We start from the raw sequence: 17,598 nt of genomic DNA, 5'->3' as shown, positions 1-17,598 counted from the left end.
AGTTCTACTTCCGTACGACGGACGTGACCGGCACCGTGACCCTGGCCGAAGGCACCGAGATGGTCATGCCCGGCGACAACGTGTCGTTCGGCGTTGAGCTGATCGCGCCGATCGCGATGGAAAACGGCCTGCGTTTCGCCATCCGCGAAGGCGGCCGCACCGTCGGCGCCGGCGTTGTGTCGAAGATCATCGAGTAATTCGCGCAAGCGAATGATCAGACGGAAAGGGCGCCCCGCGGGGCGCCCTTTTTGTTAGGACTCAAATGCCATGCTTGCCTCGATTTCAAGACAGCATGCCAATACGCCAAGCTTGCGTTGAACGGCGTCCCTCGACACAATTGCAGTCAGAAATGTCCTGTAGGGGAGGATGGTGGGATGACCAAGCATGTTGAAATCGGCCGGACTGGAGTCAGGCTGCCGCAAATAGGGTTCGGTTCAACAGGCCTGGGAAGCATACCTCAGATATATGGGTACGAGGTAGACGAAGGCCGTGCGCTGGACACAATAAGGGCAATTCTCCAGCGCCCGGATGGCTTCATTGACACAGCGCGTGGGTACGCGATGGGTCGAAGCGAAGAGCGTATCGGGCAAGTCATTCGTGAACTGGGGGGGTGGCCTGAAGGCCGGGTTCTTTCCACGAAACTGGACCGGGACATGGAGAGTAACAGGTTCGATGCGACACAAGCGCGACGGTCACTTGAAGTAAGTCTTCAAGCCCTCGGGGTGGAACAGGTGGATATTCTCCATCTACATGACCCCGAATACGCTGCTGATATTTCAGAGGTGACCGGCACCGGCGGTGCACTTGATGAGCTGTTCCGGATCAAGGAAGAAGGTCTGGCGAAGGCAGTGGGGCTTGCAGGCGGCCGGATTGACGTTCTGATGCCGATGCTGCGTGATCGCGAGTTTGACGTCCTTCTGACACACAACAGGCATACGGTGGTCAACGTGAACTCCGCTCCAATGATCGAGCTTGCGCGATCCAAAGGTGTGGAGGTTCTGAATGCGGCGCCCTATTCCGGAGGCATTCTGGCCAAGGGAAGTTCTGCTCATCATTATTACGTCTATCAGCAGGCGACCGAAGCCGTTCTGGGCCCGGTTCGTGCAGTTGAGAGTATCTGTTCTCGTTACGATGTACCGTTGGGGGCGCTTGCGTTGCAGTTCTCAGTCAAGAACGCAGACATTGCTTCAACAATCTGCGGGGCGACATGGCCGCAACATGTGGACCAAACATTCGAATGGGCCAACTGGGCTATTCCGGATGCGGTTTGGAGCGAGTTGGCGGAACTGGGTCAATCCCAAAACGATCCTGAAACTGGGTAGGGTATATCGGTTTTTACGTTGCGCGGTGGCTCATCACCCATTTTACAAGCTGTATTGGGGTCCTGGTCGCATTTCGCCCCCTGCCAGGTCCTGCGAACCTCACCAATACACGCGGGTTCTCAACAAGAACGTCAAGGTGGGATGTTTCCCGCCAATTGGGTTTGATGAAGGGTGGTGATGCGCGTCTGTCCTCCTCTCAACCGCAATGTCAAGGAAACGGGCAGAGCGCCTTATTTGGGCGTGTTCCGCGCGGGCTTAAGTCCTTGTTTGACAAGGGCTGCGATCCATACCGGCGGCTGACAGTCTTGCTGACAGCCGCCGGTGATTGCAAATCAGGACAGCGCTGATTCAGCAGCTGCCCGGACGGCACGGATGTTGTCTCCGTAGATCTGTGGGGTTGAAACCGATCCGCCCTTGAACACCGCAGAACCGGCCACCAGCACATCCGCACCTGCCGCTGCCACAAGCGGAGCGGTTTTCGGGTCGACGCCACCGTCAATCTCGATATGCACCGGACGATCACCGATCATCTGACGCAGTTTTTTGACCTTGCCGGTCATGTCGATGAATTTCTGGCCCCCAAAGCCGGGGTTCACGGTCATCACGCAAACCAGATCCGTGAGGTCCAGCAGATGCTCGACCGCTTCGGCTGGGGTGCCGGGGTTCAGGGCAACGCCGGCTTTCATTCCGGCGCCGCGAATGGCCTGCAAGGTGCGATGGGTATGAGGGCCAGCCTCGACATGTGCGGTCAGAATGTCCGCTCCGGCATCGGCATAGGCCTGGATGTATGGATCGACCGGCGTGATCATCAGGTGAACGTCCATCACCGTTTTCACATGCGGGCGAAACGCTTTCACGGCTGGAGGGCCAAAGGTCAGGTTTGGAACGAAATGGCCATCCATCACGTCAACATGAACCCAGTCGGCGCCCTGCGCTTCGATGGCCTGAATCTCCTGCCCAAAATTGGCGAAATCGGCGGACAGGATAGACGGCGCGATCTTGATGGTGCGGTCAAAGCTCATGGTGGCCTCGTATCAGCTGAAGAGTCGCGGATGCGTATACCCCTGAGCCGGTGGGATGGATAGCCCCCGCAAACGCTGTGTTGCCACAAAACTCTCACCGCGCGGCATCCGGCCCAATGGGCTGAGACCTGGGACCGGCGGTCGGAAGCGGCTGAGAACCCTAGTTCGCTTATGCCTCGTTCAGGGTCAGCGTTACACGCTCACCCGCGAAAACCGTGCGGCCGTACTCGACTGGCCGTCCATCCGGGTCGGCATTGACGCCGACCGAGAAGAGAACAGGAGCGCCTTCTGACAATTGAAGTTGCAGCGCCTGCGTTGCGGTCGCCCCGCGCGCGGTCAGGCGAGTCGACACGCGGACGTAATCCGTGACGCCGCAGGCTTGCAGCGCCTTGGTGACGGATTGGGTTTCGGCCAATGTCTGCAAGATATCCGGAAATCGTACCGCGGGGAAAACGCTTTGAAACAGGGCTATGGGCTGCCCGTCTGCCAGGGACAATCCGTCGTAGACATGCACTGGATCACCCTCGTTCAGACCCAGAGCTTCGGCTTCGGCTTCATCGGCGATGCGCGTGGTCAAAGCCAGGATTCTCTTGCCCGGTATCTTGCCGCTGGCCGAGATGTTCTTGTGATAGCGCACCCTTTTGCCGATCGGATAATCCGTTGGCCGTGCCGCAACAAAAACGCCCGCACCGCGCCGGGCGTGAACCAGACCCTGATCAGACATGTCAGCCAAAGCGCGCCGTACCGTGTGGCGATTGACGCCATATGTGGCGGCCAGCTGGGCTTCGGTCGGCAGGCGATCTCCGGTTTGATAGCGCCCCTCGGCGATGTCCGAGGTCAGGCGCAGGGCAATACTTTTCCAGATCGGCGTTTTGCTCATTTCACCAAACCTTCAAGCGGTCGCAGATTGCGTTTTGACAACCTGTCAGTTAACATTTGTCTAGTTGTATAGTTCATGTAGACAACCTGTCCAAGAGGCTTTGATGACAAACCAGACGGAAATCGGGATCAAGGCACGGAAGGAATGGATGGGTCTGCTGGCGCGCGCGCCGGACGCCGCCCTGATGGCGCTGTGGGACGGCATTCAGGACTGCCCGAGTTTCGAATGGCTGCGCAGGCCCGAAGTGGGCGGTGTCATGGTGCGTGGCCGCATCGGAGGGATCGGCGCTTTGTTCAACCTGGGCGAAATGACCGTTACGCGCTGCTCGGTCGTGTTGCAGGATGGTACGGTCGGTCACGGATATGTTCAGGGCAGGTCGAAATCCAAGGCAGAAGCGGCGGCATTGATTGATGCGATGATGCAGACCGCCGCTGCGGATGATTTGCAGGAACGGCTGCTTGATCCGCTGAGGCTGCAAATGCAGTCGATCAAGACAGCGCGCGCCGCAAAGGCAGCGGCCACCAAGGTCGAGTTTTTCACGCTGGCTCGGGGGGAAGACTGATGCCGGATCAAATGCGGTACTCGGGGGGCTTTCAAGACGCACCTGTCGATGCGGCACATGCATTCCGCGCGGCGATGACTGTCATGGCGCGCCCGGGTGAAATCCGCACCCTGACTGGCTGTGCACCACCTGCGCCCTTGTCCGTCGCGGCTGGCACGCTGCTCCTGACGCTTTGCGACGCCGAGACAAAAGTTCATCTGGCGGGTGAAGCCGACACCGATGCGGTGCGCGAATGGCTGACCTTTCACACGGGTGCACCGATTGTGGCGGCGGAAGAGGCTGATTTTGCCCTTGGCACGTGGGATGCGTTGGGGCCGCTCAACACCTATCGTATCGGGACGCCGGAATTCCCGGACCGGTCCGCGACGCTTGTTGTGGAATGCAGGCGGCTGGAGCAGAACGGAGCGGTTCTGAGCGGCCCCGGCATCCGGGACACGGCGCGGCTTTCTCTGCCGGATATTCCGGCTCTTCAGAACAATGCGCTGCTTTACCCTTTGGGGTGTGATTTTTTCTTCACCTGCGGTGAGGCTGTCGCGGCTCTGCCGCGTAGCACGCAAATCAGGTCCAGGGGGTAAGCGATGTATGTCGCTGTCAAAGGGGGCGAAAAAGCCCTCGAAAACGCCCATGCGTGGCTTGCCGAAGAACGCCGCGGTGCGACAGATGTCGCGGAACTGAGCCTCGCGCAGATCCGCGAACAGTTGAGCCTTGCGGTGAACCGGGTCATGGCCGAGGGGTCGTTATACGATCCCGACCTTGCTGCGCTGGCGATCAAACAGGCGCGCGGTGACCTGATCGAGGCGATTTTCCTCGTCCGCGCTTACCGCACGACCCTGCCTCGTTTCGGCCATTCCAACCCCGTCAAAACCGGCGATATGGCCTGTGATCGCCGGATCTCGGCCACGTTCAAAGATGCCCCGGGTGGTCAGGTTCTGGGGCCAACCTTCGACTACACCCACCGATTGCTGGATTTCAAGCTGGCGGCCGAGGGCGAAATTCCAAAAGCGCCTGAAGGCCCTGCGCAAGTGGAACCGACGCCACATATTACCGCATTCCTGAAGGACGAGGGTATCATTCAGGATGAACCGGCCCGCGATGACGTTCCGGGCGATCTGACCCGTGAACCGATGGGGTTCCCGTCCACCCGCCCGGTGCGCCTTCAGTCGCTGACCCGTGGGGATGAGGGTTTTGTGCTGGGCATGGCTTATTCGACCCAGCGCGGTTACGCCCGCAACCACGCCTTTGTCGGAGAATTGCGTATCGGCAAGGTCGTGGTTGAGCTGGACATCCCCGAGCTGGGCTTTGCCATCGACATCGGCGAGGTCGAGCTGACCGAATGTGAAACGGTGAACCAGTTCACCGGTTCGAAAACGGAGCCGCCGCAGTTCACGCGGGGCTATGGGCTGGTCTTTGGCCAGTCTGAACGAAAATCCATCGCGATGGCGCTGGTCGATCGGGCCTTGCGGTGGGAAGAGTTGGGTGAAGACAACGTGGGCGCGCCTGCGCAGGATGAAGAATTTGTCCTGAGCCATGCGGACAACATTCAGGCCACCGGTTTTCTCGAACATATCAAGCTGCCGCATTACGTCGATTTCCAGTCCGAGCTGGAACTGGTCCGCAAACTGCGCCGAAAGGCCCAAGAGCGCATGTCAGAGGAGGCCGTGGAATGAAAGCCGTCGTTTTTGATATCGGAAACGTTTTGGTCAAGTGGGATCCGCATCTGGCATGGCTGGAGGAGATGGGCAGCCGCGAGGCGGTGGCAGAGTTCCTGGCGCGCATCAATTTCCCCGAACGCAACCTGCGGGCCGATGGAGGAGAGATGTTCGCCGATCTGGCCGCTGAACTGGAAAATGCGGAAGATCGGCAGCGCCTCAGTGTTTACGTTGAACGTTATGCCAGAACCGTTCCGCAAAAGATCGAGGGAAGCTGGCGCCTGCTTTACCGCCTGAAAGAGCAGGGCACTCCGGTTCACGCGATCACCAATTGGTCAGCGGAAACCTGGCCTGTCGGCGTGGGGGCACATCCCGAATTGGGCGAAGTGTTTGGTGTCACCGTCGTGTCGGGGCAGGAGAAGCTTTTGAAGCCTCAGCCAGAGATTTTCCATCTGCTGTGCAAGCGGGCCGGGCTTTCACCCGAGAACTGCATTTTCATCGATGACGGGCTGCACAATGTCGAAGGCGCGCGTGCGGTGGGCATGGATGGGATCCACTTCACCGCGCCGCAAGCGTTGGAACATGCCCTCATCGAAAGAGGCTGCCTATGAGCGCGTACAATTTCGCCTATCTGGACGAACAAACCAAGCGGATGATCCGCCGGGCGATCCTCAAAGGCCTGGCCATACCGGGGTATCAGGTGCCGTTTGCCAGCCGCGAGATGCCGATGCCCTATGGCTGGGGTACCGGCGGCGTACAGGTTTCAGCCGCGACGTTGACGCCCGAGGATACGTTCAAGGTGATCGATCAGGGCGCAGACGACACGACCAACGCCGTATCCATCCGCAAGTTCTTTGAAAACACCGCAGGGGTCGCCACCACGGAAAAGACGGAACAGGCCACGATCATTCAGACCCGCCACCGCATCCCCGAGGCGAAACTGCGCGAAGACCAGATCATCGTCTATCAGGTGCCGATTCCCGAACCTCTGCGCTTTCTGGAACCGCGCGAGACCGAGACACGCAAGATGCACAGTCTTGAGGAATACGGGCTGATGCATGTGAAACTGTACGAGGATATCAGCCAGCCCGGGGCGATTTCGACCGCTTATGCCTATCCGGTGAACGTGGCTGGACGCTATGTCATGGACCCGTCCCCAATTCCGAAATTCGACAATCCAAAGCTTGAGATGGACGCGATCCAGCTGTTTGGTGCCGGGCGCGAGCAGCGGATTTACGCGGTGCCTCCGCATACCAAAGTCGTGAGCCTCGATTTCGAGGACTACCCGTTCGAGGCCAGCAAGGCCGATCATCCCTGCGACCTGTGCGGGGCCGAAGACAGCTATCTGGACGAGGTTATCACGGATGACGCGGGCAACCGGATGTTTGTCTGTTCCGACACGGATTACTGCCGGTCACGCCGCAAGGCGGGCCATGCAGGCCAACTGGCCGAAGGGAACGCGCAATGACCCCTCTGTTGCAAGTCAAAGGCATTGAAAAAAGCTATGGCCGCCGGATCGGATGCGCGGATGTGAATTTTGATCTCTTCCCCGGAGAAGTGATGGGAATCGTTGGTGAAAGTGGGTCGGGCAAGTCGACCTTGCTCAACTGTATGGCCGGCCTTCTGAAGCCGGATGCCGGGCAAGCGATCTTTGATACCCGTGCAGACGGCCCGGTCGATACGGTCACAATGTCCGAGCCAGAGCGCCGGATGCTGAGCCGCACCGACTGGGCCTTTGTCCACCAACACGCGCGCGACGGGTTGCGGATGTCTGTCAGCGCCGGTGGCAACATTGGCGAGCGGCTGATGGCTGTCGGCGGTCGCCACTATGGCAGCATTCGGGGCAAGGCCATTGACTGGCTGGGCCGGGTCGAGATTGACGAGAGCCGCGTCGATGACCGCCCCAGCGCGTTTTCGGGCGGGATGCAGCAGCGTTTGCAGATCGCGCGCAATCTGGTGACAGGTCCTCGGCTGGTGTTCATGGACGAACCGACCGGTGGTCTGGATGTGTCGGTGCAGGCGCGTTTGCTGGATTTGTTGCGCGGACTCGTGCGTGAGATGAGGTTGAGTGCGATCATCGTCACCCATGATCTTGCCGTGGTGCGTCTGCTGGCGGATCGGTTGATGGTGATGAAAAGCGGTCGCGTGGTCGAGGCCGGGTTGACGGATCAGGTGCTGGACGACCCGCAACATGCCTATACGCAGTTGCTGGTGTCCAGCGTTTTGCAGGTTTGAGGCTTTGGGGAAAGATGAAGCGATGATTGAACTTGTTGACGTCAGCAAAAGCTTCACCCTGCACAATCAGGGCGGCGCCACGATCCCGGTGGTGAAAGGCGCGTCTCTGAAAGTGGAACCGGGTGAGTGCGTCGCCCTGACCGGGCCGTCGGGTGCAGGCAAATCCACGCTGATGCGTGTGATCTACGGCAACTATCTGGCGGCCTCTGGTCAGGTGCTGGTCGCAGGTTTGGACGTGGCCAGGGCTGAACCGCGGCAGCTCCTGTTGCTGCGTCGTGACACCTTGGGCTATGTCAGCCAGTTCCTGCGGGTCGTGCCTCGGGTGCCGACGCTGGACGTTGTGGCAGAGCCGCTGCTGGCCGTGGGTTGTGACAGGCAAGTGGCAATGGACAGGGCAGCCGGGTTGCTGAAACGGCTGAATATTCCCGAACGTCTGTGGACCCTCAGCCCGACGACCTTCTCGGGCGGCGAAAAGCAGAGAGTGAACATTGCGCGGGGCTTTGCGCATGAATATCCGGCAATGCTGTTGGATGAACCGACCGCAAGCCTGGATGCGCAGAACCGGGAAACCGTTTTGTCCCTGATCGAAGAGGCCAAGAACAATGGCGTGACGATTGTCGGGATTTTTCACGATCTCGACGCGCGCGAACGGGTCTGTGACCGCGAGGTCGATGTCTCGGACTTCACGCCGGGGATGGCTGCATGACGCTTGCTCCGGTCATAGCGGTCGTGGGTCCTTCGGGGGTCGGAAAGGACAGCGTAATGAACGCGCTGGTGGCCCGGACGCCGGGTGTTCAGAGGCTGCGGCGGGTGATTACCCGTCCCGAAGGCGAAGACGGCGAAGATTTCGACCGCGTCTCGGCCGAAACACTTCAGCGGATGGAACGGGATGGCGCGTTTGCGCTGAGTTGGCATGCGCATGGGCTGTATTACGGTGTGCCGAAGACGATCACGCGGCAGCGGCAGGTGGCCGAGGCCGTTTTGGTCAACCTGTCACGAACGGTGTTGCTTGAGGCGCAGGAGGTGTTTGGTGATCTGATCGTGATTTCCCTGACGGCAAAGCCCGAGGTTCTGTCCGAACGCTTGTCCTTAAGAGGGCGGGAAAGCAAGGCGGAACAGACGCGGCGTCTGGACCGGGCCCAAACGTCTTTGCCCAACGGTTTGAACCAGGTCCTGGAAATCGACAACTCCGGTGCGATGGAAGATACGGTTGCCGAAATCCTGTCGCACCTTCAACCGGAAAGCCCGTAGCGATGGATAAGGTGGAAGCGCCCGTCCTCAGCCTCGCCCGTAAGGGCCAGATCCGTGATCTGGAAGGGCTGCGGCAGCAATGGGGCCAGATGGGTTTGCAGCGCGTTCCGAGTTGCTCTCAGGGTTGGTTTGTCCAGCTTGCCGCTCAGCGTGATGTGAAAGCGGAACGCGTCCAGTACGTAAGGATAGCCCCACTGAACCAGGTTGGCGTCTTGCTTCGGGGTCAACCCGGCGGCGCGGCGGCGGGCCAGTTCGGCCTCGGAGGTAGGCGCACGAAAACAGTCCAATTCCCGAACACAGGCCGCGGCAAGCGCATTCAGCGCCTGGATCTCACCCAGCGGACGCAGGGCCAGAAAACGCCCAAACCGGGCGATCTCGAGGCCATCCAGCGACACAGGTGGTTGGCGGGAGGCGAGCGAGCTGCACGCCTCTTGCAGGGCTTCGAATGTTTTGCCGTCGCGCAGTCTGAACGGTGGCTTCAGCGTCGCGTGCAGCCCGTACTTGCGCGGCACCTCCGTGACGGCGGCAACGTCGATGCCTTCGACAATCGGATGGGCAACCGGCTTTCCCGCCTCGATATCCCAACCCAGCCAGCTGGTTGCAAATTTCGCCCATTCCTTTCCCGCGGGCGGCGCAAAATAGATCGCGTATCGCGTGAATGTCATATCGGCCTCCTTTTGCGTAGCCTTCCTCGGTCTCAACATGCGTGAAGTTCAGATGACAGAAGACTTGATCCTTGCCAATGCCACGCTTGTATTGCCGAATGAAACCGTAACCGGCAGTGTCCGGATTGTGGGTGAGGCCATCGCTGAAATCGACACCGGAAACAGGGTTCCCGCGGGCGCGATCGATTGCGAAGGCGACTATGTCAGCCCAGGGCTTGTCGAGTTGCACACCGACAACCTTGAACGTCACATTCAACCGCGTCCACAGGTGAACTGGCCCCATGCCGCCGCAATTCTTGCACATGATGCGGAATTGGCCAGCGCCGGGATCACGACAGTGTTCGATGCCATGCGGATTGGATCGATCCCTTCGGGCGCGCGGCGGTATGGGAAATACGCCCGTGGCCTGTCGCAGGAGTTGTGGGATCTGCGCGAACAGGATGCGCTCAAGATCAGCCACTTTCTGCACTTGCGGGCCGAGGTGTGTTCGGAAACTCTGGTTGAAGAGCTGAGCGAATTTGGACAGGAAGACAGGGTTGGCATTGTGTCCATAATGGATCACACGCCCGGTCAGCGTCAGTTTCGCGACATGGGCAAGCTGGAGACCTTTCTGAAGGGCAAATATGCCATGGACGATGACACGTTCTTTCAGCACGTGGCGCAATTGAAAGGGCTTCGAGATCGCAATAGCGCACTGCACGAGGTCGAAGCTGTCAAAGCTGCCCGCCGTTTCGGAGCAGTATTGGCCAGCCATGACGACACGACTGAAGATCAGGTGAAAGTGTCCGCAGGTCACGGCATCCGTCTGGCCGAATTCCCCACAACCGTCGAAGCGGCACGCGCCTGCCACAAGAACGACATTCGGGTCATGATGGGCGCGCCGAACATAATCCGCGGGGGGTCGCATTCAGGCAATGTTGCTGCCTACGAGCTGGCCCAGCTTGGGTATCTGGACATCCTGTCTTCGGATTATGTGCCGTCGGCCTTGTTGCTGTCGGCGGTTAGGCTGGGCGAGATCTGGGGCGACCTGGCGCGGGGGATGAAGACAGTAACGCTGGCCCCGGCTCGGGCGGCAGGGTTGGAGGAGCGGGGCGAGTTGCGCGCCGACGCCCGCGCCGATGTCATCCGCTTCCGGATGCGCGCGGGTGTACCCGTCCCGAGTTCGGTCTGGGTGCGCGGTCGACGCGTGGCGTGATCAGGCCGTGTAGAACAGGTAACGGTCCGGGGCGATTGTCTTGGGCCCCTGGATCTGGGCAAAGCCGACCAGGGGCTGACCTGAAATCAACAACCCTCCGGGCTGCATGACTTTCGCGATCAGCGGGCTGAGACGCTCTGCTTCGGCGACGTCCTCGTGCTTGATGCCGCGTCCGAAATCGTAATGCGCCAGCGCGATCCTATGCCCGTCGGCCGCCAGTCTGAGCAGCATCGGTTCGGCCTCACCTTGCAGGAAATCCTCGGCCGGGGGGGTGCTGTCCGGATGGCATTGCAGGATCCGGTCCATCACCCAGATCCGGCGCTCTGGCAGGATTTCACGCAAGTGGTCATAGGTGCGGCCATTGCCCAGGCCCATATCCAGCACATCCCCCGGCTGGCCACTGATCCGCTCGGCCGCCCAGTTCAATCCGTCGCGTTGGGCCGTCAGTCGGCGCAGCATGGAATCCAATCGGCTCATGGTGATGTCCTCATTCGTTCTCTGGCGCGACCCAGGCTGTGGCGGGCCCGCTCAGCAATTTGCGCAGCAGGGCCTCGGTAAAGGCCCAGATGTCCTGATCATGGACCAGATGATGGGTCAATATGCCGAAGGGCTCGGTGTTGTCTGAACGGCCTTCGCGTCGGTCTCGCAGAAGACCAGCAGTCTGCGCGATCAGGGCGTCGGCTGAGATCAAGCCACGCGACCCGCGCCAGTCGATCGGATCAAGGTGGGTGTTGATCTGCTCAAGCCCCGGTGCGGTCAGACGTGATTTGCGGGGCGTTGCGGTGGACAGGATGCGGTATCCCAGCTTTGGCAACTGTTTGGCCATCTCGGGTGCAATGCGATTCCAGGGGGGCACGAACATCTGTCGCATATTGTCACCAAACAGGGACCGAAGACGCGCCATCCCGGCCTGCGCATCCGCCACCATCACTTCCAGCGGACGATCAAGCCGAAACTCGGCCTTCTTCTCGCCGCGGGGCGCATGGTTTGTATGCGCCCACCCGTGCACGACCGGAACAAGAGACGCGTGCGCGGCGACGTATTCCGCCAGCGCGGGCGTCGCGTCGCGTGGAATGACGGCCAGATGCACGGGCAGGCCCAGTTTGTCGGCCAGCTCGGAAAGGCGGTCCAATTGCGGTGTTGGCGCAATGGCATCATCATCGCGCCACCACACAGGCAAGGGCAAGCTTTCGGCACGCCAATGGTTCAACTCGACGTCAAGTGGGCGCCAGTCGGGGTTCATGTGCGCTGCTCCAGCAGGCGCTTGGCGATGTGGACGGATTGGATGGCCCCGTCAAAACCGAAATCCTGTTGTACACGGGGGCCGTCGGCCACGACACGCTCCACCGCCCGAGCCAATGTCGCCCCGCTCAACGCTCTGCTTTCCAGAACTTCGATTGCGGGCAGATCGGACAGGCTCTGCCCGCGCAGCCCTTGTTCCACCTCTTTGCCGTCGTCGAAAGGCACAAACACGGCCGGGGTGCCACTTTGAAGGATATCCATGGCAGTGTTGTAGCCACACATGCTTACCGATGCCGCTGCCAGGGGCAGCATCTGGCGGAAATCCGGCCGCACAGGTTCCAAAACAACCGAAGCACCTTCGGCCATCCGGGACAATTCCGCGATCCGCGCCTTTGCATCCGTTCCACCGACCAGCAGGCGCCAGCGCCTGTTGGGCATCTTTCGGGCGGCCTCGATGGCCGCGCGAAAGATCGGTTGCCCGACGGATCCGCCGCCAGCGCTGACCAGGATTTCATCCTGACCCGCCGCGTCGGGGTGAGTTTGCGGCAATGCAGGCGCCACAAAGCCGGTGTAGTGAAGTCGCTTGGCCAATCGGTCCGACACCGGCCAGCTGACCGACAGGGGCGTGACGCTTTCGGTGGAATGAACCAGAATGCCGTCATAATGCCGAGACACGATTTCATCCGCGCGCTCGGCCTTGGCGGGTTTGGAGGGCGGAGCCAGAATGTCGCGGACCGATCCGAGAATGACGGGACGCTCAGGCAACGCGCTTGCCGCATTCAGGGCTGCATCGAACTCGGCCGACAGTGATCGGCGACCAAAGGGGTAAAGCTCGGTGATCAGGATCTGCGGCTGGAAGCTGTTCACCGCCTGCACCAGGGCGGCCTCGCGCGTGGCGTGATAGGCCGCGTCAGCCTCGTCGCCGCTGTCGGTCAGCAAACGGGTGAAGTTGGTTCCGTCTGACCTGAGCGGCGGCAAGCCGAACAGGGTCATGCCCGTGCTGTCCAATTGCGGCGCTGGCATGCCACCCGTCACGACCATGACGTCGTGGCCATCATCCCGAAAGGCCCGCCCCAATGTCAGCGCCCGGCTGAGATGCCCGGTGCCCAACAGGTGCGTGACGATGATCATCACCTTCATTGCGGGGGCTCGTGTTTGATCAGGCGAACGGGGTCGGCGTCGGCGGTCATGGTATTCATGTCGACGATATACAGCCGATTGCGTTTGATCTTAAAGGGGGCAGGTCCTTCGAAATTCCAACCCCATGCCCAAGCCAGAATGACCCGCATGATACCGATATGACAGACCGCGACCGTATCTTGCCGCAGCGCGGACAGCCAGGGGCGAAGCCTGTCCCGAACCTCGGCCGGGCTTTCTCCGTTTGGTGGGCGGAAATCCCAGCCCCAATGCTCGATATGACGATATCCGCTGGATGTGTCCGCGATCAGGTCGACCCCGCGTTGACCTTCCCAATCGCCCCAGTTCATCTCGGTCAACGCGTCCGAGGTGTTCGGGTCGCGACCTGTCACAATCCGCGCCGTCTCACTGGCGCGGTGCAGGGGGCTGGACCAGATGTCAGCCTCGGCCCAGTCCTGCGGCAATCCAAAGCCCGCCAATTCGGCTCGGGCGTCATCGTCCAGCGGTATGTCGCTGCGCCCCTGGATCCGTCCCGCGCGGTTCCAATGGGTGTGCCCGTGGCGGAGCAGTGCAAGCCGGGTCATGATACGTCCTTCAGCAGGGGGCGGAGGGTTGCCCACAAGCGCTCGGTCGCCTGTGGCATCAGGTGGCGCTCTGCCACGTAGTTGCGTGCCGCAGCGCCCAGAGTGTGGCGCAGCATGGAATCCGACAAAAGGGCCTGCATGCCATCCGCAAATCCCCTGGCACCGCTTTCGACGGATGGATAGGCCGCCGGGGACAGAACATCGCGTACGCCGGGCCGGTCCTGAGCGACCACAGGCAACCCCGCGGCCTGCGCCTCGAGGTAAATCATGCCGTAAGCCTCATTCACTCCGGGCCATGCAAGCAGAGATGATTGTTGATAGACGCGTTGCAGTTCTTCCCGGTCAAGCTGACCCAGAAAACGCACCCGCTGTCCGAACGGCGCCATCAGCGCCTCAACCTGCCTGCGCGCCGGGCCGTCTCCTGCGATGTTCAGGTGCCAGTCCCCGGTCAAATGCGCCAGGGCCTCGGACAATATCTGATAGGATGCCAGCTTGTCCCCATGCCGCATCATGCCGACGGTCAGCATGGGTGCGCCACCTGTGGCGGCCGGAGGCAGTTCCGAGATGGGCAGGAACGGAGGCAGTTCGACCAAAGCCTGATCGCCAAAGCGATCCCGCTGCAAAGTGATCAGGTCGTTGGCCGTATGATAAAAGATCACATCCGCCGCATCGCAGGCCTGATGCGCCGCCTTGGCGAACTCAGCCCACGGCCCGTTTAACCGACTGGATGCGCGGGTGCTTTCCAGTTGCACATAGGGAATGCCACGTGCCTTGCAAACCCGAGGGCCCAGCAGGTCAGGTGCCTTGTAATAATTGTGGTAGGTCACCCACAGATCGGTATCTGATGGCATGTCAGAGACAAGTCGCTTCGCTTCATCTTCTGCCGCGCGCCTCAAGGCTTGTTGCAGGTCTTCGTCGCCGCTTTTGTCATAGATGCGCAAGTCGGTCGCCAGAGCGACCGTATCACCCTCGGCGGTCAGCGCCTGCATCAGATTCCGGGCCATTTCACGGTCGCCCGAAGGTTTCGGGCTGTCAGGAGATTTCATCGGGGCATAAAACGCGACCCGCGCCATTACGCGTTTTCCATGCACATGGAGTTGAGGTGTTCCGACAGCCGTGCGATGCCGGGGGCCATCCGGAACTCGGCGATCAGGCGATCATAGGCCGCATGCGCCATCTTTGACGCTTGCTGCGGATTGGCTGACAAACGTTCCACGGCTTCCGCAAGTGCAGAGGGGGCGTCATCGGACAGAACCCCATGTGTTCCGGTTTCGATAAACTCGGGGATCGCCGAGACCGGTGTCGACAGGATTGGCAACAACTGAGACGCGGCCTCCATCAACACATTCGGCAACCCGTCGCGGTCTCCGTCCTTCGCGATGCGGCTGGGCAGAACGAACAGGTCGGCATCCCGCATTGCTGCGATGACCTCGGGCTGGTCGCAAGCCCCTTTCCAGGTGATCCGGTTCGCAATGCCGGCTGCGTTCGCCTGTGCCCGCAAAACGTCACCCAATGCGCCGCCGCCGATATGTGTCCAGTGCCAGTTCAGGTCATCGGGCAGCAATGCAAAAGCCGCGATCAGACGATCGAAGCCTTTTTTCTCGACCAGCCGCCCGACGGAAATCATGTGAAAACGATCATTCACAGCACGCAGCTTTCGCGTCGGAGGCTTGGGAAAGCGAGACAGGTCCAAACCGTGATAGATCAGGTCCACGCGCTTGGGGTCATCGGCCAGGCTGCGCAGATGCTCGGCTCCGATGGCTGTGCAGGTGGCGCCAAACGTGGCCCCGTAGGATGCGGCTTGCAGCTTTTCACGTTTTTCCCAATCCGGCGACGTCCAGATATCCTTGGCATGAGCCGAAAAACTCCACGGCAATCCGCGCATGATGGCGGCGTAACGGGCAACGGATGACGGCGTGTGCATGAAATGAGCGTACAACCCTTGCGTCCGGGCTGGCAATTCCGCGGCCAGAACGCAGGCTTGCCCAAACCGTCGGATGCGATTGGGTGTCGGGTCGCGCTTCAAGTCCTGACGCCAGATCCGATAGGCCCTGTCGTAACCGGGAAGCGTTTGGGCAAGGGCCCGTGCCGCCCAGACCCGTTTGGGTTCGTCGTGAAGATACTCGGGCAGGTATCGAACCTGTCCTGTGAACCGGTCGTGCAAGGGATGGCGTTTCGTATCGGTCGGGTGCCGCAAAGACCAGATGTCAAAGCGATGCCCGGCCTCCTGCAAGGCGACAAGTTCCTGCGCAATGAACGTTTCGGACAGTCGTGGCCAGCCTTTGACCACAACCGCCAATCGAGGAGAATCTGAGGTCATCCGGTGGCTCGTTCCTGTTCCCAGGTCAGCAGGCTTTCGATGCGGTCGGTGACATAGTCTAGCCCGTCCAGCAATCCGCTTTGTATCGCCTGCGACGGCAGGGACTGGTGCGGCAATTCCCGAATGGCGCGGATCATCGCGTCCGGCGTCAGGCCATCCCGGTTTTCATCCAGCATTCGGACAAGTCCCAGCCCTTCTGCGCGCGAGGCCCGTATCCACTGTTCCAGACGAGGCGTGGTGCGCGGGACGATGACAGCGCGTTTGTCAAAGGAAAGAACCTCGCAGAACGTGTTGTAGCCGCCCATGCAGACGACGCCTTCGGCCCCTGCAAACAGCGTTTCGATCTGGGATTCGAACCCAACGGCGGTGACGCGACCGTTCAATGCGGCAACGCGTGTTTCGAAATCTTCGCGCAACTCACCGGACAGGAAGGGGCCATAGACCAAAACCGCCCGCGGCGACAGGTTTGGATCTTTTTCATAGGCAGACAGGACCAGGTTGACCATCGCCTTGCCGTCGCCGCCGCCGCCGGGCGTGATCAGGATATAGGGTTGTTGAGGAGGCTCGCCGACCGGACCAAGATCGCGGCGCAGATATCCCGTCCAGTGGATGCGGGATTGTGCCGCGGCGCTCAGCGGCAACCCCCTTGTCGGGTCGTAAATCGACTGCAAGCCGTAAACCCAGATTTCGTGATAAAACCGTTCGGTGGCTTCAACCGCTTCCTTGCGCGCCCACTCGGCGGCCAGGACTTCGGGTTCATCCAGAACATCGCGCAACCCAAGCACCATTTTGGTTCCGCAGTTCTTTTGCAGGTGGTTCAGTGTCGGCAGCAGCTCACCCCGGAACCCCGTCGGTTCCTTGTCGACGATCAGCACATCAGGGTCGAACTGCTGAACAGCGGTTTGAATCAGACCCGACCGCAATTCGGTCACTTCTTCGATGCCCATCCCGATCGTGCGTGCAGCATAAGACCCGTCTGCGCGTTTGGTGACACCGGGCAGGCGCACGTGGTCAACGCGACGGGGAAAGGTAAACCGTCCGGCCACGGGTGATCCCGTCAGGATCAGCGCGGATGCGCTTTGGTCCGCCTGCGTGATCGCGGCCGCCAAAGCCCGAGACCGGCGAAGATGGCCCAGCCCGAACGTGTCGTGACTGTAAAACAGGATACGCGGTGCGCGGCCCGGTTTGGAATTGGTTTTGCCTAGGCTCATAGTGTTGCCTGTCTTCTTGATCCCGGTTCGAAATCCGCGCGTTTGCAAGCGTTACTGTATATATCCCCGTCACGCTTGCCAAAGGAGGAATTGCTCTTCCGCAAATGTTCCAAGCATTGCGATTTGGCAACAGCATATTGACGGTTTCGCGTCATGTCGCACCAAGGCTTGAGAGGGATCGCAAAAGAACCGGTGAACTGGCAAAGGGGCAGGGCCTACAGATCCCGTTCATATTCAATTTTCGCCAGATTGAAAACATCCGGAATCGGGCAGTGCGCCAAGAACACGCCCGGACACGATATTGAGCAGGGCGCGCCCGAGTG

Annotated in this window: 21 protein-coding genes; 11 read left to right on the top strand and 10 right to left on the bottom strand. The window is 60.5% G+C overall.

Annotation, left to right across the window (positions count from 1 at the left end; genetic code table 11):
* Both ACR0E2_RS16430 and ACR0E2_RS16425 read left to right on the top strand, forming a co-directional pair.
* Window positions 1-197: EF-Tu C-terminal domain-related protein (locus ACR0E2_RS16430; RefSeq protein WP_480446161.1), on the top strand; the 197-nt coding region annotated here is incomplete at its 5' end.
* Window positions 198-374: 177 nt separating this feature from the next.
* Window positions 375-1,322, top strand: coding sequence for an aldo/keto reductase (locus ACR0E2_RS16425; protein ID WP_480447145.1), 948 nt, complete (start codon window positions 375-377; stop codon window positions 1,320-1,322).
* A 332-nt stretch (window positions 1,323-1,654) separates the two neighbouring features.
* Here ACR0E2_RS16425 and rpe read toward each other — a convergent pair whose 3' ends face one another.
* Both rpe and phnF read right to left on the bottom strand, forming a co-directional pair.
* Complete coding sequence (gene rpe / locus ACR0E2_RS16420) at window positions 1,655-2,344, bottom strand: ribulose-phosphate 3-epimerase (protein ID WP_480447144.1); 690 nt, start codon at window positions 2,342-2,344, stop codon at window positions 1,655-1,657.
* A 169-nt stretch (window positions 2,345-2,513) separates the two neighbouring features.
* Window positions 2,514-3,224, bottom strand: a complete 711-nt coding sequence (gene phnF / locus ACR0E2_RS16415; RefSeq protein ID WP_480447143.1) for a phosphonate metabolism transcriptional regulator PhnF — start codon at window positions 3,222-3,224, stop codon at window positions 2,514-2,516.
* 103 nt (window positions 3,225-3,327) lie between these two features.
* Here phnF and phnG point away from each other — a divergent pair, with 103 nt between their 5' ends.
* The 8 genes from phnG to phnN are packed head-to-tail and all read left to right on the top strand — an operon-like array spanning window position 3,328 to window position 8,921.
* Window positions 3,328-3,786, top strand: a complete 459-nt coding sequence (gene phnG, locus ACR0E2_RS16410) for a phosphonate C-P lyase system protein PhnG (protein ID WP_480447142.1) — start codon at window positions 3,328-3,330, stop codon at window positions 3,784-3,786.
* A complete protein-coding gene (gene phnH / locus ACR0E2_RS16405; RefSeq protein ID WP_480447141.1) occupies window positions 3,786-4,361 on the top strand; it encodes a phosphonate C-P lyase system protein PhnH in 576 nt (191 codons plus the stop codon). Before phnG ends, phnH begins: the two co-directional genes overlap by 1 nt.
* A 3-nt stretch (window positions 4,362-4,364) precedes the next feature.
* On the top strand, window positions 4,365-5,453 hold the full coding sequence (locus ACR0E2_RS16400) for a carbon-phosphorus lyase complex subunit (protein WP_480447140.1): 1,089 nt from the start codon (window positions 4,365-4,367) through the stop codon (window positions 5,451-5,453).
* Window positions 5,450-6,046, top strand: coding sequence for an HAD family hydrolase (locus ACR0E2_RS16395; protein ID WP_480447139.1), 597 nt, complete (start codon window positions 5,450-5,452; stop codon window positions 6,044-6,046). The genes ACR0E2_RS16400 and ACR0E2_RS16395 overlap by 4 nt, the downstream gene beginning before the upstream one ends.
* Window positions 6,043-6,903, top strand: a complete 861-nt coding sequence (locus ACR0E2_RS16390) for an alpha-D-ribose 1-methylphosphonate 5-phosphate C-P-lyase PhnJ (protein ID WP_480447138.1) — start codon at window positions 6,043-6,045, stop codon at window positions 6,901-6,903. Before ACR0E2_RS16395 ends, ACR0E2_RS16390 begins: the two co-directional genes overlap by 4 nt.
* On the top strand, window positions 6,900-7,670 hold the full coding sequence (gene phnK, locus ACR0E2_RS16385) for a phosphonate C-P lyase system protein PhnK (protein ID WP_480447137.1): 771 nt from the start codon (window positions 6,900-6,902) through the stop codon (window positions 7,668-7,670). The genes ACR0E2_RS16390 and phnK overlap by 4 nt, the downstream gene beginning before the upstream one ends.
* A 22-nt stretch (window positions 7,671-7,692) precedes the next feature.
* On the top strand, window positions 7,693-8,376 hold the full coding sequence (gene phnL, locus ACR0E2_RS16380; protein WP_480447136.1) for a phosphonate C-P lyase system protein PhnL: 684 nt from the start codon (window positions 7,693-7,695) through the stop codon (window positions 8,374-8,376).
* A complete protein-coding gene (phnN, locus tag ACR0E2_RS16375) occupies window positions 8,373-8,921 on the top strand; it encodes a phosphonate metabolism protein/1,5-bisphosphokinase (PRPP-forming) PhnN (RefSeq protein ID WP_480447135.1) in 549 nt (182 codons plus the stop codon). The genes phnL and phnN overlap by 4 nt, the downstream gene beginning before the upstream one ends.
* Here phnN and ACR0E2_RS16370 read toward each other — a convergent pair.
* Window positions 8,903-9,586: a DUF1045 domain-containing protein gene (locus ACR0E2_RS16370; protein ID WP_480447134.1), complete on the bottom strand. Its 684-nt coding sequence runs from the start codon at window positions 9,584-9,586 to the stop codon at window positions 8,903-8,905. The two genes, phnN and ACR0E2_RS16370, sit on opposite strands and share 19 nt — an antisense overlap.
* Window positions 9,587-9,638: 52 nt before the next feature.
* Here ACR0E2_RS16370 and ACR0E2_RS16365 point away from each other — a divergent pair, with 52 nt between their 5' ends.
* Entirely contained in the window at window positions 9,639-10,781 is a 1,143-nt protein-coding gene (locus ACR0E2_RS16365; RefSeq protein WP_480447148.1) for an alpha-D-ribose 1-methylphosphonate 5-triphosphate diphosphatase, read from the top strand.
* Here the strand turns inward: ACR0E2_RS16365 and ACR0E2_RS16360 are convergent, their stop codons facing one another.
* The 7 genes from ACR0E2_RS16360 to ACR0E2_RS16330 are packed head-to-tail and all read right to left on the bottom strand — an operon-like array spanning window position 10,782 to window position 17,275.
* Window positions 10,782-11,258 (bottom strand): class I SAM-dependent methyltransferase, encoded by a 477-nt coding sequence (locus tag ACR0E2_RS16360; RefSeq protein ID WP_171229514.1) that lies wholly within the window; start codon window positions 11,256-11,258, stop codon window positions 10,782-10,784.
* 10 nt (window positions 11,259-11,268) lie between these two features.
* Window positions 11,269-12,024, bottom strand: coding sequence for a polysaccharide deacetylase family protein (locus ACR0E2_RS16355; protein ID WP_480447133.1), 756 nt, complete (start codon window positions 12,022-12,024; stop codon window positions 11,269-11,271).
* A complete protein-coding gene (locus tag ACR0E2_RS16350; protein ID WP_480447132.1) occupies window positions 12,021-13,163 on the bottom strand; it encodes a glycosyltransferase family protein in 1,143 nt (380 codons plus the stop codon). Before ACR0E2_RS16350 ends, ACR0E2_RS16355 begins: the two co-directional genes overlap by 4 nt.
* On the bottom strand, window positions 13,160-13,744 hold the full coding sequence (locus tag ACR0E2_RS16345) for a histidine phosphatase family protein (protein WP_480447131.1): 585 nt from the start codon (window positions 13,742-13,744) through the stop codon (window positions 13,160-13,162). The genes ACR0E2_RS16350 and ACR0E2_RS16345 overlap by 4 nt, the downstream gene beginning before the upstream one ends.
* On the bottom strand, window positions 13,741-14,817 hold the full coding sequence (locus tag ACR0E2_RS16340; protein WP_480447130.1) for a glycosyltransferase family 4 protein: 1,077 nt from the start codon (window positions 14,815-14,817) through the stop codon (window positions 13,741-13,743). Before ACR0E2_RS16340 ends, ACR0E2_RS16345 begins: the two co-directional genes overlap by 4 nt.
* Entirely contained in the window at window positions 14,817-16,064 is a 1,248-nt protein-coding gene (locus ACR0E2_RS16335) for a glycosyltransferase family 4 protein (protein WP_480447128.1), read from the bottom strand. The genes ACR0E2_RS16340 and ACR0E2_RS16335 overlap by 1 nt, the downstream gene beginning before the upstream one ends.
* A complete protein-coding gene (locus ACR0E2_RS16330; RefSeq protein WP_171232656.1) occupies window positions 16,061-17,275 on the bottom strand; it encodes a glycosyltransferase family protein in 1,215 nt (404 codons plus the stop codon). Before ACR0E2_RS16330 ends, ACR0E2_RS16335 begins: the two co-directional genes overlap by 4 nt.
* Window positions 17,276-17,598 lie beyond the last annotated feature (323 nt).

Source organism: Ruegeria sp. A4 (assembly GCF_056543025.1).
This window is presented reverse-complemented; position numbering and strand designations above follow the sequence as displayed.